Source organism: Candidatus Hydrogenedentota bacterium, from assembly GCA_018005585.1.
In the GTDB taxonomy this organism is placed as follows: domain Bacteria; phylum Hydrogenedentota; class Hydrogenedentia; order Hydrogenedentales; family JAGMZX01; genus JAGMZX01.
The window spans coordinates 11,995-28,932 of sequence record JAGMZX010000029.1 but is presented as its reverse complement, the minus strand read 5'-3'; the positions used below and the strand labels follow the sequence as shown (position 1 = coordinate 28,932).

The following is a 16,938-nucleotide window of genomic DNA, read 5'->3' as shown; positions in this document are numbered from 1 at the left end:
CATGCCGCATCGACTGGCTCATATTGGTCTAATCGCCGGCCTGATCGCCCTGCTGGCCCTGGGTTCAATCCAAGGGACCCGTCTGCGGCATCTGCGCGAATCGGAGCGGTTCTATCGATGGCTCGACGGCGTCACCGCCGAGGTGTATCTCGTCGGCCAGGACGCCCAAGGAAGGCCTGCGGAGCAATGGAACACGGGCACGCGGGCGCTCGCCATCACGGCGGATGCCGTCGGTAGCGCCGCCGTCTTGCCCGCCCCAACGGGTTTTGCGGGCGCTTTGGGCTCCGGCATGGTCGCCGCGTTATCTGATCCCGCTATTGCATCGGGAAAACCGAGAGACCGGGAGCTCTTCTCCCGCGTACTCGCGGCCACACGAGGCGAACTGGGCGGCGACCCGAACGCACCTGAAAGCGAAGCGGCACTTGTCCGGCTGATGGGCGAAGGCGACCCGGAGGGCGTAGTCTGGGGGCTGGCGACAAGCCCGCTGCTGCAGGAAGCGCGTGAAGATTTCCACCGCTATCTAAGCGCGGGTCAACTCGCTTTCGCGCGCGATGTGGACATCGCGGAGGCCCAGAGTTCCGGTGTAAACCTGTTCAATCTCTTCTTTGGCTTCCGGAAGATCGCCGCGAATTTTGTCTGGCTGCAAGTGGACAAGTACTGGCACATGGGCATGACGCACCGCATGCTGCCGCTCATGAAGACGACCGTCATGCTCGACCCCAAATTCGTCGACGCGTACCTCGTCGGCGCATGGCATCTCGCCTACAACCTGACGGCGGGCATGGGGGAGACCAAACCCCAGGACAAGCAGTGGCTGGCTGCGCATAACGTGCTCGCGGGCGAGAAGGAGCGGTACTATTACATGGCGGTGGACTATCTCGATGACGGCATCCGGAACAACCCGCGCGAATACAAGCTCTATTTTGAACAAGGCTTCGCTCACTTCCGCAATAAGCTGCACGACTATGCCAATGCGGTCAGATACCTCACGCAGGCCACGCGCCTGCCGCACGAACGGTGGGTGCCCCGCCAGCTCTACCAGTGCATGGAACTGAACAGACAGTACCGCGACGCGTTGCGCGGCTGGCGCGATTATCTCCGCCGGTTTCCCGACAACATCGTCGCGCCGCGCTTCATCAAGCGCAATGAAGCACTCCTCGAAGAACAGGAAGGCGACCGTATCCTGGCCGATGCGCGCGCCGCGGAAGACCCCGAAACCAGGCAAGAGAAGCGCCAGCTGGCTTTCCAGGCGTATGACAAGGCGAAAGCCATTTACGGCGAAATGAACGAATCCTTTGCGGTGGGACGCGTCTACCGGATTGAGGCGCTGAAACTGGCGGAAGAAGGGCGCCATCTCGAGGCCATTGCCCTTCTCGAACATGCCCGCTGGCAGAGCAGCGCCTTCTGGGACGAGGCATCGCGGCTCATTATCGAGTACAAGCAGCAAGCAGGGATTCCCCTGTCCACGTCCGAGAAGAAGGCGGTGCTGCGCGAAACGGACGAGGAGACGCGTTTGCGCCTGCTCGACCAAGATTCCGCGGAGTCGCCGTGACTGCCGCGCGACGGGGACGTCCCGGCTGGAACGGGCGGGAAACCCGGTATACAGGCGGCGCGGGATATGCTCCGCCTGGAAGAAGACCGCGCCGTGAGTGTTGCGCCTGAGAGCATTGCACGAAATCTGGCTGCCGTACGCGCCCGGATTGCGGAGGCCGCAAGCCGCGCGAACCGGCCTTCGGACAGCATTCGCATGGTCGCGGTCACGAAGACCGTCGGCGTGGATGAAATCCGCGCACTGGTAGCGCTTGGCGTCGACGATCTGGGTGAAAACCGCGTCGAGATGGCGCGCCCCAAGATTGCCGCGCTGGAAAGCAGCGCGGTGCACTGGCATATGATCGGTGCCGTGCAGCGCCGCAAGGCGCGGGACGTCGTGGAATTGTTCGATACCGTGGATGCCGTAGACCGGACCGAATTGGCCGATGCCTTGCAGCAGCGGTGCCTCGAACAGGACCGCAGGCTCAGCGTGCTTATTGAGGTGAACGTCTCCGGCGAGGCGCAGAAGCACGGTTTTGCGCCCGATGCCGTCAAGACGGTCTTGAAACACATGGCCTCGCTCGACCGCCTTAAGGTGGAAGGTCTGATGACCATGGCGCCCCTGGGCGCGCCGGAACCGGAGTTGCGGCGTGTCTTCGGCGGTCTGCGCCTGCTGGCGGACCGGCTGGAACTGCCCGAGCGGTCCATGGGCATGTCGGACGATTTCGAGGTCGCAGTCGAGGAAGGCGCGACGCAGGTGCGCATAGGCACGGCGTTATTTATAGGCGCTGAGGCCAAGAACTGAAGGGACCAGCATGAACGTGGATTGTGAGGCGGTACGTCAAACGGCCATCAACGAAATCGCCACGCTGGAGGACTTGCGCGCCCTTGAGGAGACACGCGTACGGTACCTTGGGCGCAAGGGCCGTTTCGCGGAGTTGATGCGGATTCTGAGCGAAGCCGCTCCAGAGGACCGGCCCGCGCTCGGCAAGGCCATCAATGAGTCCAAGCAGGCCGTCACGGACGCTTTGGAGGCGCGCAAACAGGAACTCGATGCACGGGAGATTGCCGCGCGCGCCGCAGGCGAGGCCGTGGATCTGTCCCTGCCGGGACGGCGTCCGCGCCGCGGCCATATGCATGTAATCAATCAGGTGGTCGACGATATCGTTGAAATATTTACGGAATTGGGTTTCCAGGTCGCCGCCGGCCCGGATGTTGAGACGGAATACTACAATTTCGACAGCCTGAACACGCCGCCCGACCATCCCGCTCGAGACAGCCACGACACATTCTTCATCAAGCCGGGGGTGGTCCTGCGCACGCACACATCGCCCGTGCAGATGCGGGTCATGGAACGCACGAAACCGCCCGTCGCCATCGTGGTGCCGGGGCGCACCTATCGCGTCGACAATGACGCAAGTCATAGCCCCATGTTCAACCAGATCGAGGGGCTGCTCGTCGACCGGCATGTCACCTTTGCTGACCTCAAGGGTTCTCTCGCCTTGTTCGTCCGCCGCTTTTTTGGCCCCGAAACCAAGACCCGTTTCCGGCCTCACTTCTTCCCGTTCACCGAGCCATCCGCCGAGATGGACATCTCGTGTTCGGTTTGCAGGGGCACCGGATGCCGCGTCTGCAAGCACAGCGGCTGGCTCGAAATCCTCGGCTGCGGCATGGTGCACCCCAACGTGTTCCGCTATGCCAATTACGACTACGAAACCTACACCGGCTTCGCCTTCGGTATGGGCGTAGACCGGATCGCCATGCTGCGCCACGCCATCAGCAGCATCAGTTACCTCTACGAAAACGACGTGCGATTCCTGGAGCAGTTCTGACCATGCGCATCTCTCTAAACTGGCTGAAAGAATATGTGGACATTGCAGTCGACCCGGACCAGCTCGCCCGAGACATGACCATGCTCGGCCTCGAAATCGAGGCCATCGAACGGCCCGGCGCGGACATCACCCAGGTCTATGTCGGACAGATCCTGTCTATCGAACAACACCCAAACGCGGACAATCTCGTCGTGTGCAAGACGGACGTGGGTCAGGGCGAGCCGCTTCAAATCATCTGCGGCGCGAAGAACATGAAAGCCGGCGACAAGGTGCCCACGGCCATTGTCGGCGCGAAACTGGCGGGCGGCTTTGAAATTTCCAAACGCAAGATGCGCGGTGTCGAATCCTACGGCATGATGTGCGCCGCCGATGAACTCGGCCTCGGCGAGGACCATTCCGGTCTGATCATCATGGACCCGGACATCCCCGTCGGCAGAGACGCCAAACCCTATCTCGGTCTCGATGACGTAATCTTCGAGATTGAAGTATTGCCAAACCGGGGCGACTGGGCCAGCATGATTGGCGTCGCGCGCGAATTGGCCGCTCGCTACGGCACGCCACTGCGTCTGCCGCAAATCAGCCTCCGCGAATCTGGCGAGCCTGCATCGAAATACTCTTCCGTTACAAATGATGCGCCGGACCTCTGTCCGCGATACATTGGGCGCGTACTCCGGAACGTGACGATCGGGCCGTCGCCCGCCTGGATGTGCAAGCGGCTGCTGGCTGCGGGCCAGCGTCCCATCAACAACGTGGTCGATGTAACGAACTATGTTCTGCTCGAAACCGGACACCCCCTCCACGCGTTCGACTACAATCTGCTGGCCGAGCACCGGATAGTCGTCCGCCGCGCACATGCCGGCGAAACAATGCGCACGCTGGATGGCGAAACGCGCGTGCTGACCGAGCAGATGCTGGTCATCGCCGACGCCGGGCGGCCCCAGGCCGTCGCCGGCATCATGGGCGGCGAAAACAGCGAAGTGGGGGAGGGGACTGCCTCCGTGTTCCTCGAAAGCGCTTACTTCGACCCCGTCTCCATCCGGCGCACCTCGCGCGCACTCGGGCTCATGACCGAATCGTCGCAGCGCTTCCAGCGCGGCGCCGACCCCGAAATGGCCCGGACCGCCATCGACCGGGCCGCCGCGCTCATGCAGGAGCTTGCAGGCGCGGAAATCGCCCAGGGCGTCCTCGACGCGTATCCGGCGCCCCTGCCACGCCGCGAAGTCACGCTGCGCTATGCGCGCAACAACGCGCTCCTCGGCGCGGAGGTACCGCCGGACAGCCAACGCGGCTACCTGACCGGACTCGGCTTTGAAATCACCAGCACGACGCCCGAGGCGTGTGCCGTGCGTGTGCCCACGTGGCGGCACGACGTAGCTCAGGAGGCCGACCTCATAGAGGAGGTCGCCCGGTTCCACGGTTTCGGCCAGTTCCCCGCGACGGTGCCATCCGTGCCGCCGGTCGAACAGCGATTCGCGCCGGAGCATCGCATCCTCGGCGGGCTCCGGCGGCTCCTTGTCGGCTACGGCCTGACCGAAGTCTGCAATTGGACCTTCAGCTCCGAGGACGACGTGCGCAAGGCGGGGCTCGAAGAAGCGTATCTCGACATGGTTCGCCTGCAAAACCCGCTTTCGGAACGCCAAGCGACCATGCGGTCGTCTTTGTTGCCCGGTCTCATCCACAATGTCGGCTTGAATGTCCGCCACGGCTCGGCCAACCTCGCCCTGTTTGAAATCGGGCCCGTGTACCGCCCCAGACCCGGCCAGGACCTGCCTGACGAGCCGCCAACCCTGGGCGTTGCCCTGAGCGGCGCAGCGGATGCCCAGCATTGGAGTCATTCGCAACGCCCGGCCGATTTCTACGATTTGAAAGGTGTCGCAGAGACCGTCCTTGCGTACTTCCAAGCCGAAGCGACGTTCGCACCGCTTGAGAGTAAGGTATTTTTGCAGGGTCAGGCGGCGGTCGTCACGGTCCATGACGCAATTATCGGACGCTGCGGCCGCCTCCATCCGCAGGTTCTCCGCCAGTTTGACATTCCACAAGACGTTTACCTATTGGAACTTACGCTGTCACCGCTGCTGCAGCGCAAGACCCGGCATCCGCAGTTCCAGACTTTCCCAACCTACCCGCCGTCTCTCCGAGACCTGGCGGTCGTAGTAGACGATGCCGTATCCGCCGGTGCTTTGCGCGACACCGCCCAACGCGCCGGCGGCAAGATACTGGAGCGTGTCGATATTTTCGACGTCTACCGGGGCAAACCGGTCCCCGCAGGAAAAAAGAGCGTGGCCCTGGGTTTCGTGTTCCAATCCGCGGAACGCACGTTAACCGACGCCGACACGCAAAAAGCTTGTGATAAAATACTCAAAGCCCTCCAAAGAGAACACAAGGCGGAACTACGGTGAGCGGCGCCATCGAAGAACGGGTCCAACGCATTCATGCGGATATTGACCGCTTGGAACAGGCCTTGGCCCAGTCCCGGCAATCGGTCGAATCCGAAGAGCAAAAGACCGGCGGTATCCTCCGGCGCTACTGGAGTCAGGGCCAGGAACTTTCAGCGCTGAAACAGACCGTGCCCGACTACGAAGTCCTCCAGAAACGCAACGAGAAGCTTGAGGGCATCTACGAGGAGCTTCAGCAGAGATTGAGTCGCATCCTGCAGTACACCAAAGCCCTCACTGGGGAGTTCCTTAAGTGAGCGCCAAGAACGTTAAGGTCAAAATCAACAACATTACCGTCACGGTCGCTCAATACCTAGACGCTGCGACGTCCCAGAAAGTAGCAGACGAGGTGGCAGCCCTGTACCGCAAGATAGAGGACAACAGCAGCCGCATCGATACTCAGGCATTCCTACTGCAGACCGCCTACGCCTTCGCCGTCAAGGTCCGCGAACTGGAGGCAACCATCGAAGACCTGAAAGACGGATACCGCAAGGAACTCGACGCCATCCACGCCAGGCTGGAGGCCCTGCTCACCGATGCGCCGCCGCCTCGGGAGAAATCCACGCCGACCGTCATCCAAATGCCCAAGCGCAAACCCCGTCTGCGTTGAGACCACGTGACATCGGTACCTTGCGATAGGCGGTCCGAGAGAAGGTCGTATTCAAGGGACAAGCTGGGCCGGGCGTAATCTTAAGCGGCGCTCAAAGCATCTGAAGGGTGTGTCTTGCCTACAGGCATAACGTCTGATAATATATATTATGTTTAGTTTTCGCCCCAGGGAATTACACCTCGAAAACAAGCCTCTCCAACTGTGCTGTCGCATCTTGAAGCATGCCTCCATGAGCTCAGACAATGCATGTCTGCAGTCCTTCCTCACGAGAAGCATGTCATATACGCACCTAAGAAACATTCTCAGCGTATAGCGCATAACATCCTGTTAATAGGCGCGTTATGAACTTAATAAAAATTCGGAGCGTACTCCAGATGACCAGAAGATCAGTAGTTTTTTATTGTGTACTTTCTTGAAACATCCTGCATGGAACGCCTGTCTGCGACCCGGGTTTCGTGTGTGATGAAGAGTCGCTCCGAACAAATCCCAGAAGGGATAGAACGGGAGGACCGGGGGTGCGCCCCTCTCATCCCCCATGCCGTTTTGCCACATGCTTTTTTCTGGCCGGTGGGCAAGCCGACGCCGTTCGCGCGTACGCTCAGGTCTTTCCGTCGGAGCCGATGGAGCGCAAGCGTTGACGGACTGCGGCAACACGACGCCGGTGCGTTCCAGGGCCAGCATGCCGAGCCAGGTCTCATGGCCCGACCCGCGGCACCTGTGTTCGCCTGGAAGTCGAGTAAGCGCCGGGGTCACGTCTGAGACAACGGCGACGTCACCGCCGCAAGCAGCGAGTCAAGGAGGATGATACCCGGGATCGGGTGCGTAGCGGCAGTCGATGACCCTCGACGGTGGCGGTATGCCACAGGCGTCGGACAGGTGAACCGCGAGCAGGATGGCATACTGAAAAAATATACAGTATAATGGGATCATGATCCACCTGGAGGCACATAGCCGGTTTTCGTTGATGGAGGGAACGCCCGGGGTGCGCCAACTGGTAGCGCGGGCGGTCGAGCACGGGATGCGCGCGTTGGCGCTGGCGGACACGGGCGGATTGTACGGGGCGGTCCCGTTTTACCAGGCGGCGCGCGAGGCGGGGGTCTCCCCCATTCTTGGCGCGAGGTTGGGGCCGTGCGTGGTGCTGGCGCGGGACCGGGACGGGTATGGGCAGTTGTGCTTTTTGGTGACGGTTCTGCAATTGGGGGAAAAAGGACATGCGGAACAAACGGGGCGGATGGGGAATGTGTCGTCCGGGGGCGCGGACAACCGCGGCGACGCGTTAGAACGCGTACTTTCGGCGTGGCCGTTTCCGTTCGGGGATGAGCATCTGTTCGTGCTCTCGGACGACACGCGGCTGATCGGGGCGCTGCTGGCGCGCGGGTTGAAGCCGCTCGTGGCCCTGACGCATTACGGCGGCGCGGCGGCGCGCTACCGCTGTGAAAAGCTGCACGCATTCGCGAAGCGCCGCGGCCTGCGCGCGGCCGCGATGAACCCGGTGTACTTTCTCGAACCGCGCGACTACCGCATCCACCAGACGCTATGCGCGGTGCGACGCAACACGACGGTGGACGCGCTCGAGCCGGGCGATGCGGCGCCGCCGGGCGCGTGGTTCCGCGCGCCGCACGAGATGGAGCGGCTCTACGCGGACTGGCCCGATGCGCTGCTGAACACGGAATGGGCCGCGGAGCAGTGCGAACTCGAATTGAGCCTGGGCAAGCCGCTGTTCCCGGAACTGGCGCTGCCGGACGGCGAAACGCCGTTCTCGTCGCTGTGGAAAAAGACCTTCGAAGGCGCAAAAGCGCGTTACCGCCCGCTTACACCGGCGATCATGGACCGGCTCCATTACGAACTGGGCGTAATCGACCGGCTCGGCTTCGCGCCGTACTTCCTGATCGTGTGGAACATCGTTCAATACGCGCGCGGGCGGGGCATCCCGATCCTCGGGCGCGGTTCGGCGGCGAACAGCGCGGTCGCCTATGCGCTGGGCATTACGCGTGTGGACCCGTTCCATTACGACCTGTATTTCGAGCGGTTTCTGAACCCGGACCGCACCGATTGCCCGGACATCGACCTCGACATGTGCTGGCGCCGCCGCGACGAGGTCGTCGAATACGTCTACACCCGCTACGGGTCGGACCGGGTCGCGATGATCGCCTCGTTCAACACGTTCCAGGCGCGCTCCGCGCTGCGCGAGACGGCGAAGGCGCACGGGCTCACCGATCGCGAGATCGGCGAGGTGACGCGCCGCATCCCCCATTACGGCGCGGGCGACATCCGCACGCTGGCCGCGCATATCCCGGAATGCCGCGGGCTGCGCTTCGACGAAGAGCCGCTGCGATCGATCCTCGAGATTGCCGAGTGCATCGGCGAGTTCCCGCGCCACCTGTCGATGCACCCATGCGGTCTGGTCATCGCGCCGGAGCCGCTCACGCGGTTCACGCCGCTGCAGCGCGCGGCGAAAGGGTTCGTTGTCACGCAGTATGACATGGGCCCCGTCGAGGCGCTGGGTCTGGTCAAGATGGACCTGCTCGGCCACCGCTCGCTCACGGTGATCGACGACACACTCCGCTTGATCAAGGGAAACCGCGGCGTCGAACTCGACCTCGAACACGTGCCCGACCGCGACCCGCTCACGGCCAGACTCCTGATCAAGGGCCACACCATCGGCTGCTTCCAGATCGAGTCGCCCGCCATGCGCGGGCTGCTGCCCAAGGTGCGCGCGCGCGATACCGAAATGGTGATCAAGGCGCTGTCGCTGATCCGGCCCGGTCCGGCGGGCAGCGGCATGAAGGAACGGTTCATCGCGCGCTGCCGCGGCCTCGAAGCGGTCGATTACCTCCACCCCGCGCTCGAAGAAGTGCTTCGCGACACCTGCGGCGTCATGCTCTACCAGGAAGACATCCTCAAGGTGGCCAGCGCCGTCGCCGGGATGAGCCTCGCCGAGGCCGACGCGCTTCGCCGCGCCATGACCAAGAAACGCAGCCCCCGCGAAATGGCCAAATCCATGAAACGGTTCATCGAGAAGGCCCGCGCAAACGGCGTAGCCGGGGGCACAGCCCAGGAAATCTGGGAGCGTGTCGCCAGTTTCGCCGCCTACTCGTACTGCAAGGCCCACGCCGCCACCTACGGCGAACTCGCCTACCGCTGCACCTATCTCAAGGCCCACTACACGCCCGAATTCCTCGCCGCCGTGCTCACGAACCGGGGTGGATTCTACACGCCCCATGTCTACCTCGAAGAGGCCAAACGCTTCGGCATCGAGGTGCGGCCCCCCTGCATCAACCGCAGCGCCTTCGAATACACGGTCGAAGACGATGCCATACGTATCGGGTTCATTGAAGTGCGCGACCTGAGCCACACTGCCGTCGAGGCCGTCCTCGAAGCGCGCCGGCACGGACCGTTTGAGAGCGTGGCGGATTTGTACGAGCGCACGGGCATCGCACATGCCGACGCGACGGCGTTGTTCGATGCGGGTGCGTTCGACTGCTTTGCGCAGGCACGCCCGGCGCAGTTCCTCCAGCTGCATACCACGTATTCAAAAGCAAAACAAATAAAAACAAATATAAATAATCTATTTTTAGCGTCTGATAATGTCAACGCGCCCCACGTGCCCGATTACCCCGCCAAAAAACGTACCGACCTTGAATGGTCTGCGCTCGGCCTGCTCGCCGGACCCCGGCACCCCCTCCTCTACTACCAGAACCGGCTCCAGGACCACCAACTGGTTCTCAGCATCGACTTGCCCCACTACGCCGGGCAAACCGTCACCGCCGCCGGCTGGCTCATCGCGCAGCGGCGCGTCGCGCTGAAGGACGGGCGCGGCGTGATGAAATTCCTTACCTGCGAAGACACGGCGGGCACGTTCGAGGCGGTGCTGTTCCCCGAGACGTACCAGCAGTTCGGCCCTCTGCTCACGTCGCTGGGGCCTTACCTGCTCACGGGCGAGGTCCAGACCGAACACGACGCCCCCGCGCTGCTCGTGCAGCAGGTTGCGCGCATCCAAGCGGAAAGCCTGCCTAAGGTTCGCGCCGCCGCACTTCAGCAATACGCGGATGAGGCCCCGGCGGATGAATAAGCGCACGTTGAAAGCAACAGACGGCGTGGCAACGTTGCGCCGACACCTGGACAAAGCAGGAGGCCTATTCCTGCGCCGGAAGGCCGGGAAGGGCGCGATCCCCCTGCTGAAGCACGAGGTTGGTTATGACGTTGATCCAATTCATGTCGCCCGAGGCAAACACGGAGTTGTACGACTCGATATAGGTTCTAAGGTCTTCAAAGGCTTGCGCGAGCAAGGTGAAGCTCTGCATCAGCGCATCCGCCGTTTGCGGGTCTCCGAGCACCTCATAGAGGCCCTGCAGGCTGCCCAAGGCATCGTGTTGCGTTTCCAGGCCCGCAAGTTCTTCGTTGATGTACGTAGCGCCCAGCCAGACATCCTGGCCAAACTGCCGCACCGCCCCATAAATGCTCTCCGCGGTGGCGTAATCACCTATGGATTCATAGTAACGCCCTTGCTCAAGGAGGTCTTTCGTCAACTCGCGTATATGCAGGTATTCCTGCGACCCCGCGGTAGCCGCGGCGAGTAACCGCGCCTCTTCGCCGCCATATCCCGCCGCGACCAGCGCTTCCACCCTGTTGTTAGCGGTTTCCGCCGCGTATCCGTAAGCCTGGTCGTAGCCTGCGGCCTGTTCAAACGCCAGCAGGGCCGCATCGATATCTTTTTCGCGCAACGCCAGTTCCGCCTCCATCATGTAAGGCATGGCATTGTTCGGGTCCGTACGGCGCCACTCCGCCAATTGCCTGCGCGCTTCCTCCGCGCCGCCTTCCATTTCGCCGAGGTTCTTCGCCAATGCGTAGCGCAGGTACGGGTCATTGGGCGACTGGCTCAGTTTGGCCAGGAGCAAATTCACCGCCTCTTCCGGGGGCAGAAACAACGCCGCGCCGAGTATTGCCTCGCGCGACAGATTTGCCTTTTCCAGCAGACGCCGCACTTCCTCGGGGGAAAGGCTCGCCAGCCCCGCGAGAAAAGCCCGGTCCCCGTCGCCGCCGTTGATGGCGTTGGCCCGCGCGAGCAGTATGTTTTCCATCGTGATCGCGTCGTACGGGTTTGCTTCCGGCTTCTCCGGCTGCGGTTCGGCGGCTGGTTCGAGCGTAGTCGCGGACGCGGAAACCGGTTCCGGGACTACCCGCGCAATCGTTCCGTCACCTGCGTCGCCGCCTGAGTCCGGGGTCAGCGGACCGACAGGGCGCATATGACGCATATCCCGAGCGGTCCGAAACGTGCCCTGCCCGTATTCGGGACCGAACCAGACCCGCAAAGCGCCCAGCGTCACGGCGAGCAGCACGCACGCCGCAGCCGCGAATCCAAGCCAAACCACGACATTTCTGCGTTCGTAGCGGCGGTTGCTCTGGCCGCGTTCCCGGGCGCGCAGCGTCACGACGTTCGCCTTCGACTTCTCCGCCGCGACCGCCTGTGCCACGGCGTCAACGAGGTCCACGGGCGGCACAGCCGCAGCGAACCGTTCGCCCAGAGAAACCAGGCCGGCGCGCAGTGCTACCTCTTCCGTGAGGTCAACTTCCGACAAAGCGGCGACGGACGAATCACCCACAGCCTCGAGGTCAACGCAGAGTTGGACGTCCTCGACAAAATCAACCCGCGCCGCCTGCGAGGCCAAGGCCGCCCCGATAGCCTCGAGGTCACTCCCCAGCGCCTTGAGGCTGGCGTAGTCTTCCCACCCCGCGGCGGATGCGTCACGGATACGCGCTTCGAGCGCCTCCGCCGCGGATGCGTCCATTCCGCCGCCCAGCAGCGTTTCCACTGCCTCGCGATATGTGGCGTCGCTTGCTCCGTTCACACTTCTTCTCGCAAGTGCGCGCATTCATCACGCAGTTGGCGGAGAAGGCGATGCAGCCGTGTGCGCACCGCACCCTCCGTACTCTCTATGATTTCTGCAATCTCCCTTGCGGGTAACCGCTCAAAAAACCGCAGTTTTATTATCTCTTGCGCCTCGTCTGGCAGCCGCTCCAAGGCAGCCATCAACAACCGGCGCCGTTCCGACGCCATCAGGAGTTCCGCCGGGCCGTCCACGGGCGATTCCACCAATGCACCGGAATCCTCGCGGGCGCTGCTGGCGTAGTCCTCCAGCGTCTCCATGCCTACGGGCTTCTTACGTTTCAGTTCGTTCAAGCAGAGGTTGCGCGCAATACAGAGCATCCAGGGCTTGAACTTGCGGGAGACGTCAAAGCGTTTCCGCGCGGTGTAAATCCGTAAGAACGTTTCCTGGGCCGATTCCTTCGCCTGCTCGACGTTTTTGAGGTAATGCAGGCAGAACCGGAATACGTCATTCTGATATCGCCGCACCAGAACGGCCAAGGCATCGTCAATGCCCTGGCACAGCAGCCCCATGAGTTCCTCGTCGGCTCGTTCTTCTACTGTGCCCATGCGAGCCCTCGCACCGGGGAATACCCTGCGCGGCAGCCAGATACGGCTGCCCACGCAGGTTTTCCGGCTACTATACAGTCAAAACTCGAAATTGTCACACTGCCTCACTACGTGGCGCGCTATTCTAAAGCGCCACGCCGGGCCGAGACAAGGCATCCCCGCCCGGGAACCGGCCGCACTCCGGGAAGATTCACGAATCTTCACCAAAACGCGGCCTGAAAGGCGGCGTGTGCAGATACTTGCCCGCGCCCCATTCTTCAATTTGCCGCTCGACAGCCGTTGCACAATCCAGCGCGGCCCGCAAGCCGGTACGACGCAGTTCGAGGTTCTCCGGCTGCTGCGCCATGAGCCGCAACCGGCCCGCGGCATTTTCCAGAATACGCAGTTCCGTTTCAGGCAGCGCGTAGCGCGCCGCCAGTTCGCCCATCTGCAACCGAAGACTGTTCAGCCTCGCCTCGAAATCGTCTCCGATCCATTGGCGCGCCCTTGGCGCGACGGCCCTTTCGCTCTTTGCGATTTCGTCCACGTAGGTTTCCGCAAGGCTGGTCAGTTCGTTCGCAAGCAGACGTAATTGCTCCGCTTTTTCGACGTTCGCGGGGGCAAGCACGGGGGAGCGCGCACTGGTGCCGGCCTGCATCCGCGCCAGCAGGAACGACACGCTCATGGCGACGGCAAAACCGATGAACGTGAGGAACAGGAAGCGGCCCGCGCGAATGGAGCGTTTGATCGACAGAATCGCCATAGGTCAAAGCCTCGGTCTGCGGCGGCTCACTGCGCCCGGATGCTAACGCCTGAGACGCGACATGCGCCGGAAATTGCGTGTATCTTCGCACCAGGCGGAAGCGCGCGCGAAATCAGGGTACGCGGCCTCGCGGCGTTTGAATTCGGGCGGGTGTACGCGGCGGCGGCCATCCGGACCCTCCTCGACGCCGAGCAGGGCGTGCAGCATCTCGTGGAACACGACGTAGCGGACCACACACTCGGGCACAAATTCCTGGTCCAGCAATGGGTGAATGCGAATGAGGTTGTCCTCTTGCACATAGCTCCCGTAGCGAATGGAGCGCTTGGGCCATGCCGACAGTTTGCCCCAGGTAATCCTCGCCGTGATTTTCCCCTCAAAGTGCGCCGCGTTGACCTCGTCGAAAATCCGCTGCAGGTTGAAACAGCGGCCTCGCGTCCGCAGCCAGACGGTCCGTCTGCGTTTTGGCCGGATCTTCCCGCGTTGGGTCTCTATGAACGCGCCGATCACCTCGCTTGCATGCGGCGCCTTGGGTTTGCGCACCCACTCGATCAGAGCGCGGCGCACTTCCGGCGGCGCATCGAGAAACATGTGGTGCAGGCGTACACAGGCGCTCTTGCCATTAGGCGGCTTCCGCACCGTCATCATCGTCGAACTGTTATTCGTAATGTGAAGCCGTATCGCCAACCCCGTGCCCTGTGTGAGGTCGTCCAGCAGCGCTTGCCCGGCGCGGCGCATCGCCGCAGCCTTCGCGTCCGCTTCGGACGCGGCCGGAGCCGGGGCCGGCTGCGCGGGGAGCTGCCGCGGCTGCGCGGCGCCAACCGGAACAGGCGGCGCGGGCGCGGATTCGCGCGCACCGGCCCAGGGAAATTCCATCTGGTTTTCGTGTGATTCCGGCATGTTGTCTTTCATGCTGACTGGATATGCTTTCCCTTCATCACGATATCAGAAATCCCGCCCGCGGCCAACCGCATTGCCCGCGGTCGCCGCGGAGTTGCTATACTAACGGCGCAAGACCACGTGGGAGACCCTTCCATGCACATTCTCGTAACCGGCGGGGCCGGCTATCTGGGCTGTCATCTTGTGGCGGCGTTGCTCGAGCGGGGTCATATGGTCCGCGTGTTCGACCGATTCTGCTTTGGCCGCGCGCCCGTTGAGACGCTTGCGGCGCAAGACCGCTGCGAAGTGCTGGAAGGCGACGTGCGGCGGCTCCAGGAACATCCCGGGCTGCTCGAGGAAATGGACGCCATCGTGCACCTCGCGGGACTGGCAAACGACCCATCCTGCTACCTGGATGAAGACATGGCCTTCGATGTCAACGTCGAGAGCACCATCGAACTGGCGCGGCAGGCCCTGCAGCGAGGCGTGCGCCGTTTCGTGTTCGCTTCCTCCGTCAGCGTCTACGGCCACGGTGTTTTCGACATCGTGGACGAACAGAGCGCGGCGCGGCCTGTATCGACGTTTGCGCGCACCAAACTCGCGGCCGAAGAGGCCTTGCTGGCCATGCGCCAAGACACGTTCGAGCCGGTCATCTCGCGGGCGGCCACGTTGTTTGGCTGGTCTCCGCGCATGCGGTTCGACCTGGCCATCAATCAGATGGTGGCCACGGCGATGCGCAAAGGCGCCATCGAAGTGCGCGGCGGCGGGCGGCAGCAGCGGCCGTTCCTGCATGTGCGGGACGCGGCGCAAGCGATGCTGCTGCTGCTCGAAGCGCCCTCGGCGCAGGTGAGCGGCGAAATATTCAATGTCGGCGTGGACGAACTCAATATCCGGATCGGCGAATTGGCGGAGTGCGTCGCGCGAAGCATCGGCGATGTGCGCATCGACCGGGCGAACGATGATGAAGACCTGCGCCACTACCGCACCCGCTTCGCGAAACTCCGGGAACGGCTGGGCTTCACCGCAAACCTGGGCATCGACGAGGGCATCGCCGAAGTGACCGCGCACCTGAGAGATGAGAAGATCGACCCCGATGCGCCGGTGTATTCGAACGCCATGCGGCTGAAGCAACTGCGGTCCATTCCGGCGGAAGAAGGCGGCGAACCCACTGCCGCGCGGTTCATCCCTCTATCCAAGCCCAGTCTGGGCCCGGAAGAGGAGCAGGCGGTCTTGCGGGCGCTGCGCTCCGGCTGGCTGACCTCCGGCCCGCAGGTCGCAGCGTTTGAACGCGCCTTCGCGGAGACGGTGCATGCCTCCCGTGCCGTCGCGGTTTCCTCGTGTACGGCCGCGCTGCACCTGGGCCTGGTCGCGCTGGGCGTGCAGCCGGGCGACGAGGTGATTACCTCGCCGGTCAATTGGGCGTCCACGGGAAACACCATCCTGAATATGGGGGCCAGAATCGTATTCGCCGATGTCATCCCCGAGACCCTGAACATGGACCCGCGGTCGCTGGAAGCGGCCATCACCGGCCGCACCAAGGTCATCATGCCCGTGCACATGGCGGGCCATCCCTGCGATATGGAAGCAATACGCGCCATCGCGGCCCGGCACGGTCTGCCGGTAATTGAAGACGCCGCGCATGCTTTGGGCGCGGCCTACCAGGGCCGGCCCATCGGCGCATTCGACAACTTGGCTTGTTTCAGTTTCTACGCCATCAAGAACATCACCACCATGGAAGGCGGGATGATTACGACGCAGGACGAGAAGTTGGAGAAGACCTTGCGCCTGCTCGCGGCTAACGGCATGTCGGCCACCGCCTGGGACCGCTATTCCCGCAGCGCCGCCGCGGCGCCGCCCGAAGTCATAGTGCCTGGCTATAAGTATGTCTTGAACAACGTCGGTGCCGCGATGGGCCTGGAGCAGGTCAAGAAGTTCCCGGCATTCAAGGCGGCGCGCATCCGTATTGCCATGATGTATCGAGAAGTATTGAAGGATGTCGAGGAAATCGTGCTGCCGGGCGCCGGCCCCGGCGTCGAGCATGCCTGGCACCTCTTCATCATCCGCTTGCGCCTGGACAAGCTTGCGAAGACACGGAACGAGATTGCGTACGCGCTGCGGCGGGAGAACATCGGCACGGGCGTTCACTTCCACGGGCTGCACCTGCACCAGTACTATCGCGAAGCACTGGGCATGAAGCCGGAGGACTATCCCAATGCAACGCAAGTGTCGCATGAAATACTCTCGCTCCCGCTCCACCCCCAACTGACGGAAGAAGACCTGCGCGACATCGTAGCCGCCCTGAAAAAAGTCCTCGCTCACGCGCGGAAGTACTGAGCAGCGCCGGGGGGCGCTTGCCCGCTCCGGCCACGGGCGGGACAAGAACTGCGCGGGAACGCCCCGGGTGCTTGATGTCCCGAGCACCAGCGCCCGAATTTGCCGCATCGTGGTATAGTAAGGGCGAATAGCAGAGGAACACG

The 16,938-nt window shown here is 62.8% G+C and carries 12 protein-coding genes; 8 read left to right on the top strand and 4 right to left on the bottom strand.

Annotated features, from left to right (window positions below):
* Position 1: 1 nt before the first annotated feature.
* From KA184_07070 to KA184_07040, 7 genes are all read left to right on the top strand, one after another.
* The gene (locus KA184_07070) at positions 2–1,552 is read left to right on the top strand and encodes a hypothetical protein (GenBank protein ID MBP8129329.1); all 1,551 of its coding nucleotides are present in this window, start codon (positions 2–4) and stop codon (positions 1,550–1,552) included.
* Between the two features lie 66 nt (positions 1,553–1,618).
* Complete coding sequence (locus KA184_07065; GenBank protein ID MBP8129328.1) at positions 1,619–2,335, top strand: YggS family pyridoxal phosphate-dependent enzyme; 717 nt, start codon at positions 1,619–1,621, stop codon at positions 2,333–2,335.
* Positions 2,336–2,345: 10 nt separating this feature from the next.
* Complete coding sequence (gene pheS / locus KA184_07060; protein MBP8129327.1) at positions 2,346–3,362, top strand: phenylalanine--tRNA ligase subunit alpha; 1,017 nt, start codon at positions 2,346–2,348, stop codon at positions 3,360–3,362.
* 2 nt (positions 3,363–3,364) lie between these two features.
* Positions 3,365–5,761, top strand: coding sequence for a phenylalanine--tRNA ligase subunit beta (locus KA184_07055; protein MBP8129326.1), 2,397 nt, complete (start codon positions 3,365–3,367; stop codon positions 5,759–5,761).
* Positions 5,758–6,054, top strand: a complete 297-nt coding sequence (locus KA184_07050; protein MBP8129325.1) for a hypothetical protein — start codon at positions 5,758–5,760, stop codon at positions 6,052–6,054. Before KA184_07055 ends, KA184_07050 begins: the two co-directional genes overlap by 4 nt.
* The gene (locus KA184_07045) at positions 6,051–6,407 is read left to right on the top strand and encodes a hypothetical protein (GenBank protein ID MBP8129324.1); all 357 of its coding nucleotides are present in this window, start codon (positions 6,051–6,053) and stop codon (positions 6,405–6,407) included. Before KA184_07050 ends, KA184_07045 begins: the two co-directional genes overlap by 4 nt.
* A 928-nt stretch (positions 6,408–7,335) precedes the next feature.
* A complete protein-coding gene (locus KA184_07040) occupies positions 7,336–10,479 on the top strand; it encodes a DNA polymerase III subunit alpha (protein MBP8129323.1) in 3,144 nt (1,047 codons plus the stop codon).
* Between the two features lie 64 nt (positions 10,480–10,543).
* Here the strand turns inward: KA184_07040 and KA184_07035 are convergent, their stop codons facing one another.
* The 4 genes from KA184_07035 to KA184_07020 form a co-directional block, all read right to left on the bottom strand.
* On the bottom strand, positions 10,544–12,256 hold the full coding sequence (locus KA184_07035; GenBank protein MBP8129322.1) for a hypothetical protein: 1,713 nt from the start codon (positions 12,254–12,256) through the stop codon (positions 10,544–10,546).
* Positions 12,253–12,843 carry a sigma-70 family RNA polymerase sigma factor gene (locus tag KA184_07030; protein ID MBP8129321.1) on the bottom strand — a complete coding sequence of 197 codons (591 nt, stop codon included), beginning with the start codon at positions 12,841–12,843 and terminating at the stop codon, positions 12,253–12,255. Before KA184_07030 ends, KA184_07035 begins: the two co-directional genes overlap by 4 nt.
* Positions 12,844–13,033: 190 nt before the next feature.
* On the bottom strand, positions 13,034–13,585 hold the full coding sequence (locus KA184_07025) for a hypothetical protein (protein MBP8129320.1): 552 nt from the start codon (positions 13,583–13,585) through the stop codon (positions 13,034–13,036).
* A gap of 42 nt (positions 13,586–13,627) precedes the next feature.
* Complete coding sequence (locus KA184_07020) at positions 13,628–14,482, bottom strand: hypothetical protein (protein MBP8129319.1); 855 nt, start codon at positions 14,480–14,482, stop codon at positions 13,628–13,630.
* A gap of 135 nt (positions 14,483–14,617) precedes the next feature.
* On the opposite strand from KA184_07020, the gene KA184_07015 reads away from it, so the two are divergent.
* A complete protein-coding gene (locus KA184_07015; protein MBP8129318.1) occupies positions 14,618–16,795 on the top strand; it encodes an aminotransferase class I/II-fold pyridoxal phosphate-dependent enzyme in 2,178 nt (725 codons plus the stop codon).
* Positions 16,796–16,938: the final 143 nt, after the last annotated feature.

Bases quoted from the DNA above. Each gene is read 5' to 3' on its own strand.
- KA184_07055 (MBP8129326.1), top strand. From the start codon at position 3,365: ATGCGCATCTCTCTAAACTGGCTGAAAGAATATGTGGACATTGCAGTC.
- KA184_07015 (MBP8129318.1), top strand. From the start codon at position 14,618: ATGCACATTCTCGTAACCGGCGGGGCCGGCTATCTGGGCTGTCATCTT.
- KA184_07025 (MBP8129320.1), bottom strand. From the start codon at position 13,585: ATGGCGATTCTGTCGATCAAACGCTCCATTCGCGCGGGCCGCTTCCTG.
- KA184_07030 (MBP8129321.1), bottom strand. From the start codon at position 12,843: ATGGGCACAGTAGAAGAACGAGCCGACGAGGAACTCATGGGGCTGCTG.
- KA184_07040 (MBP8129323.1), top strand. From the start codon at position 7,336: ATGATCCACCTGGAGGCACATAGCCGGTTTTCGTTGATGGAGGGAACG.
- KA184_07065 (MBP8129328.1), top strand. From the start codon at position 1,619: ATGCTCCGCCTGGAAGAAGACCGCGCCGTGAGTGTTGCGCCTGAGAGC.
- KA184_07070 (MBP8129329.1), top strand. From the start codon at position 2: ATGCCGCATCGACTGGCTCATATTGGTCTAATCGCCGGCCTGATCGCC.
- pheS (MBP8129327.1), top strand. From the start codon at position 2,346: ATGAACGTGGATTGTGAGGCGGTACGTCAAACGGCCATCAACGAAATC.
- KA184_07020 (MBP8129319.1), bottom strand. From the start codon at position 14,482: ATGCCGGAATCACACGAAAACCAGATGGAATTTCCCTGGGCCGGTGCG.